This window comes from Pseudomonas sp. SWRI179, from assembly GCF_014268705.1.
GTDB lineage: Bacteria > Pseudomonadota > Gammaproteobacteria > Pseudomonadales > Pseudomonadaceae > Aquipseudomonas > Aquipseudomonas zanjanensis.
This window is the reverse complement of the sequence record NZ_JABWRA010000136.1, coordinates 1-548: the sequence shown is the minus strand read 5'-3', so window position 1 is coordinate 548 and position 548 is coordinate 1. Positions and strand designations below refer to the sequence as shown.

The following is a 548-nucleotide window of genomic DNA, read 5'->3' as shown; positions in this document are numbered from 1 at the left end:
GGCAGCAGCCCGGATGCATCGGCCCTGACCCAAAGCGGCACGTTCACCGTGACGGCGTTGGACGGTGTGCAGACCCTGAGCGTAGGCGGGATTAACGTCGTCACCAACGGCGTAGCGGCTGGTTTCCCACAGTCGATCACGACTGCGCTGGGCAACACCCTGACCATCACCGGCTTCAACGCGGCTACCGGTGTAGTGAGTTACAGCTACACCCTTCTGGACAATGAAGCCCATCCAAATGCCAACGGCGCCAACAGCGTTAGCGAGCAATTCGCGGTTGTGGCCACCGATGACAACGGCACCACCGCCAACGGCAACCTCGATGTGAACATCGTCGATGACCTGCCCAAAGCCGTGGACGACAGCAACGGTACCGCCTCGGAAACCAACCTGACCCTGACCGGCAGCGTGCTGACCAATGACACCCAAGGCGCGGACGCTGTGGCGTCCGGCCCAATCACCCCCGGCACGTTCACCGGCACCTACGGCACCCTGGTGCTCAACGCCGACGGTTCCTACACCTACACCCTCAACACCGCCGACGCCGA

The 548-nt window shown here is 63.0% G+C and carries 1 protein-coding gene; it reads left to right on the top strand.

Annotated elements, in window-relative coordinates; all coding sequences use genetic code 11:
• On the top strand, positions 1 to 548 hold a 548-nt coding region (locus tag HU767_RS28575; RefSeq protein ID WP_186731117.1), incomplete at both ends, for an Ig-like domain-containing protein.